This is a genomic window from Mycobacterium sp., assembly GCF_035603715.1.
Classification (GTDB): Bacteria; Actinomycetota; Actinomycetes; order Mycobacteriales; family Mycobacteriaceae; genus Mycobacterium.
In genome coordinates this window covers 1-4946 of sequence record NZ_DATNJW010000403.1, presented here as the reverse complement: position 1 = coordinate 4946, position 4946 = coordinate 1, and the positions used below count along the sequence as shown (strand labels likewise).

The following is a 4946-nucleotide window of genomic DNA, read 5'->3' as shown; positions in this document are numbered from 1 at the left end:
ACGGGCGGACACCGTCCCGAAGCTGCGGTACCGGCCGCGGTAGTGGTTGACGGTGTGGGCGACGTCGGCCAGCGAGACGTCGGCACCCTCGCCGTCCATCCAGTCGGCGAGCATCGCGGCGATCGGCCCGATGCGCGCGGGGGTCTTCCCGGAGATCACCAGTGTGCTGATCGCCGGTTCTGGTTGTGCGGCAACCGGCTCCGGGGCGGGTGCCTGCTCGACGACGACATGCGCGTTGGTCCCGCTGACCCCGAAGGATGAGACGCCTGCTCGGCGCGGCCGGTCGACCACGGGCCACGGCATGCCGTCGGCGGCGATGGTGAACTTCGATGCTCCGGCGCCGGCATTCGGGGTCAGCCCGGTGAAGTGCAGGTGCGGCGGAATGTAGCCGTGGTTCATGCTGAGCACGGTCTTGATGAAGCCGGCGATACCCGCGGAGTTCTCCAGGTGGCCCAGGTTGGTCTTGACCGAGCCGAGTACCAGTGGCGCCGACTCTCCGCGATCGCCGAAAACCTGGCTGAGGGCGTCGAGTTCGATCGGGTCACCCAGCGCGGTGCCGGTGCCGTGCGCCTCGATGTAGTCGATCTCCGACGGCTTCAACCGCGCCGACGCCAGCGCAGCCCGCAAGACCGCCTGCTGGGCCGGACCGCTGGGCACGGTCTGCCCGCTGCTCGGACCGTCCTGGTTGACGGCCGAACCCCGAACCACGGCCAGCACCGAATCCCCATCGCGCACCGCATCACTGAGCCGCTTGAGGACGACCACGCCGCAGCCCTCGCTGCGCACATAGCCATTGGCAGCCGCGTCGAAGGTCTTGCACTGGCCGTCGGGCGCCAGCATGCCCCACCGCGAACAGGCGATGCTGTTCTCCGGCGTCAAGATCAGGTTGGTTCCGGCGGCCAGCGCAAGATCCGTTTCGCGCCGGCGCAGGCTCTGGGTAGCCAGGTGGATGGCGACCAGCGACGACGAGCACGCGGTGTCGAGCACCACGGCTGGGCCGTGCACGCCAAGGAAATACGACAGCCGTCCCGCGGCGAAGTTCGACGCATTGCCGAACGGCAGGTACGGGTCGAAGTCCTCCGGGCGTACCCCGCCGTCGGTCGACAGCCAGTAGTAATCGCTGGTGGTCAGACCGACGTAGATCCCGGTCTGGGTGTTGCGAACCGCCTTGGGCGTGACACCCGCGTTTTCCAGTGCCTCCCACGAGACTTCGAGCAGCATCCGCTGCTGCGGATCCATCGCGACCGCTTCGCGCGGCGAGATCCCGAAGAACTCGGCGTCGAATTCGTCGGGTCGCCACGAGGTGAGAAACCCACCCTCCCGGTTGCAGATCGTCCCTGGCCGGGTGTGGTCCTCGGAGAAGTACGCGTCGGCGTCCCAGCGGTCCTCGGGCACCCGGATCACGCCGCTGACTCCGTCGTGCAGCAGCTGCCAGTAGTCGGCGGGGGTGCTCACACCACCAGGCAGACGGCAGGCCATCCCGACCACGGCGATCGGTTCGACGTCGGCCTTTTCGGCGATCTCCAGCCGAGCCGTCAGGTCATCGATCTTGCGTAGCGCCTCGGTGATGATCGCCCGACGATCTGGCGGTGCAGTCATCCCGCTCAACCCAGCCTTTCAGAAAGCTCTTTGAGGAGTTCGTCGTCGCTGAAGTCCTCGTAGTCATCGGCGCTTTCGTCCTCGGCCCCTTCCGCCACCTCCGGAAGAATGCTGGCTAAGTAATCCGACAGCGCTTCGACCGTGGGGTAGTCGAACACCACCGACGCGGGCAGCGTCTCGCCCAGGCTGTCCGAGAGCGAGCGCTGAAGGGTCACGCTCATCAGTGAATCCATCCCCGACTGGAAGAAGCCCGCCGTCGGGTCGAGTAACTGCGACGACGCCAACCCCATCGCCGAGACAACCTGCGCGGTCACGTGATCGACCAGAATCCCGTGGCGCCGCGCCGGTTCGGCGTCGCGCAACGCATCCCGGAATTCGGTGCTGCGCGCCGCCGGAGTGTCCGCACTGTCGCCTGCGGTCAACAGGTCGTCCACGATGCGCAGGGCCGCCCTGGTGCGATACGCCACGGCCAGCAAGGCCCAGTCGGCGGCGACGACGGTCGGCCGGGCCGGGGCGCCTGGGCCGGTGAGCAACGGCAGCGCCTGGATCGCGACCTCGTCGGCCATCGGCTCCAGACCCGAAGCGAGAGTGACCTGACGCTCTTCCTCGGATTGACCGTCGGACAACGACTTCCAGAGTCCCCAGTTGATCGCGGTAGCCGGCAGACCGGCGGCCCGGCGGGCCAGCGCGAAGGTGTCCAGGAACGTGGACGTCGCCGTGTAGTGGGCCAGCCAGCGTGATCCGGTCAGACCGGAGATCGACGAGAACAGCACGAACTGATCCAGCGAGTGACGCAGTGACAGCCGGTGCAACAGCGACACCACGTCCAGCTTCGGCCGGAACATCGCGGTGACGTCGTCACTCGCCATGTCCAGCAACGTGATCGGGCCACCGCCGAACGCCGCGACGTAGATGCCGGCCAGCGGTGGAAGGTCGCCGCCGAAGCGGTCGAACAGCGCGCTCATCGCAGACTCGTCCGCCGCGTCGGCGGCTGCCGTCACCACAGTGGTGCCGGCCGGCGCCAGGCGGGCGGCCAGATCGTCGAGGCGCGAACCGGGGTTGCGCGATACCGCGACGACGGTGCCCGCGCCCGAGTCGGCAAGCTGCTGGATCAGGTGCGGTCCGATGTTGCCGGTCGCCCCGACAACCAGATAGCTGCTGTCCTTGGACAATTCGGCGGGGGCGGTCGACGGCGCGTATCCCTGGTGCAGCCGCGGCACGCGGCGCACGCCGGCCCGGTAGACAACCTGGTCTTCGTCGTCGGCGGCCTTGGCCTCGTCCACCAGGTAGCTGGCGGCCAAGCCTTCAGGCACCGACTCGTCGATATCGATGACGCGGCCCCAGAATTCGGGGTGCTCGAGTGCGAGCGTGCGGCCCAGACCCCACAGCACCGCGTGAGCGGGGTTGGCGCGGTCGCCTTCACTGACCGGCTGGGCGTTGCGGGTGAGCAGATACAGCCGCGGCGCCACGCCCATCTCGGCGATGGCAGCACTCAGCCGTCGTGCGGCGTTGAAATACTCGTATCCGGCCTCGGCATCGAACTGGCCGCCGGTCACCCCGGGTGCGTAGAGCACGTGGGTCACTCCGGCGAGGGCGTCGGTGATTGCCGTCGAGTCGGTGCCTTCGGCCAGCACCGATGTCGGCGCAGGCGCGGCGGCGAATTCGTCGCCGAGGACGCGGCCGATCTCCGACCCCAAATCGGAGTCGGAGATCACCAGCCACGAGATGTCAGCGTCGCCGTTGGCCTCGGACAATTCGCGGGCCGGCCAGGCCAGCTGGCAGTACCACTCCGACGGAATCGGGCCATCGGTCTGCGTGCCCGGACCATCAACGGCGGCAACATGTCTGACCGGCGCGATCGGCCGGGGGTTGACCCAGTGGTGGCCATGGTGCCACGGCGTGGTCGGCAGCACCGGGTGCGGCTCGACGGGGTGCGGGGCCTGTGGCGGATGACTGGTGTGGACGGCATTGAGGTTGGTGTGGAAGCGGACCGCGTCGTCGCCGTCGCGCCACAACGTCCCCACGCTGTGGTGATGGCTGGTGGGATCCAGCGTGTCGCCGACGGCGTGGGTCAGGATCGGATGCGCACTGATCTCGATGAAGGTCCCGTGCTCCTCGGCGGCGGCCGCGACGGCCTGGCTGAGCAGCGCCGGCTGACGCACGTTGGACACCCAGTAGTCGGCGTCCAGCATCGGTGACGCGGCGCCGTCGACGACCGTCGAATAGAACGGGATGGTGGGGATCTCGGGAGTCAAATCCTTGAGCGCCGTGCGCAATTCGCCCAGGATCGGATCCATGAACGCCGTGTGCGACGCGACCTCCATGTTGACCCGACGAGCGAAACGGTTCTGCGCGCTCACTGCCGCGATCACCGCGTCGACGGCGGCCACCGCGCCGGCGATCACTGTCTCGCGCGGCGAAATATAGCCAGCCACAGTGACTTCGGGGTAGCCCGCGATCAGTGCCTCAGTCGCCTCGGGGTCGAGCTTCAGCAGCGCGACCGCGCCTTGGCCGGCGAGCTTGGACATCAACTGCGAACGGACGGCGATCACCCGCAGCCCGTCGACGACGCTGAGCGCACCGGCGACCACCGCCGCGGTGACCTCCCCCATCGAATGGCCGATCACCGCGTCCGGGTGCACTCCGTAGGAACGCCACAACTCGGTCAGTGCCAGCTGCAATCCCATCAGCACTGGCTGAACCTGCGCATCGCCGCTGATCGACTCGCCGTTGGCAATGATCTTCTGCAGCGAAAACCCAACCTCCTCGACGAAAATCGGGTCCAGCTCGGCGATCGCCTCGGCGAACACCGGCTCGTCTTCCAGCAACTGCTGGCCCATGCCGGCCCAGTGCGAACCCTGCCCCGAGTACACGAAAACCGTGCCGGGACTGCACGGCCCGTCGTGCGGGCCGACAATTCCATCTGCGCCATCGATGTATCGGCCGTCGGCCAGGGCCTGCAACTGCGCCACCGCCTGGGCGCGGTCGCGGATGCAGACGGTGGCGAACTGCTGGTGGCGCTCGCGGTGGTAGTTGAGCGTGTGGGCTACGTCAGGCAGCCGCACGTCGGCGCCCGCCCCCTGCAGCCATTCGGCCAGCGAGCGCGCCTGCGAGGCAATCCGCTCCGGCGACTTGCCCGACAGCACCAGGGTGCTCACTGCCGGGTCGGCCTCACGGATGACCGGTACGGCGGCCGGCGCCTGCTCGATCACCGCATGCGCGTTGGTGCCACCGAACCCGAACGATGAAACGCCGGCCCGCCGCGGATGATCAGTCTGCGGCCATTCCTGCTGCTCGGCAACCACTTTGAGACGCAACTGGTCGAAAGGAATATGCGCGTTGGGGGT

2 protein-coding genes are annotated in these 4946 nt (G+C 68.1%); both read right to left on the bottom strand.

What is annotated here, in order from left to right; genetic code table 11:
* Positions 1-1599, bottom strand: a 1599-nt coding sequence (locus VN856_RS16650; RefSeq protein ID WP_325690937.1) for a type I polyketide synthase, incomplete at its 3' end; no start/stop codon positions are given.
* Positions 1600-1604: 5 nt separating this feature from the next.
* The coding region (locus VN856_RS16645; protein WP_325690936.1) for a type I polyketide synthase at positions 1605-4946 on the bottom strand (3342 nt) is incomplete at its 5' end.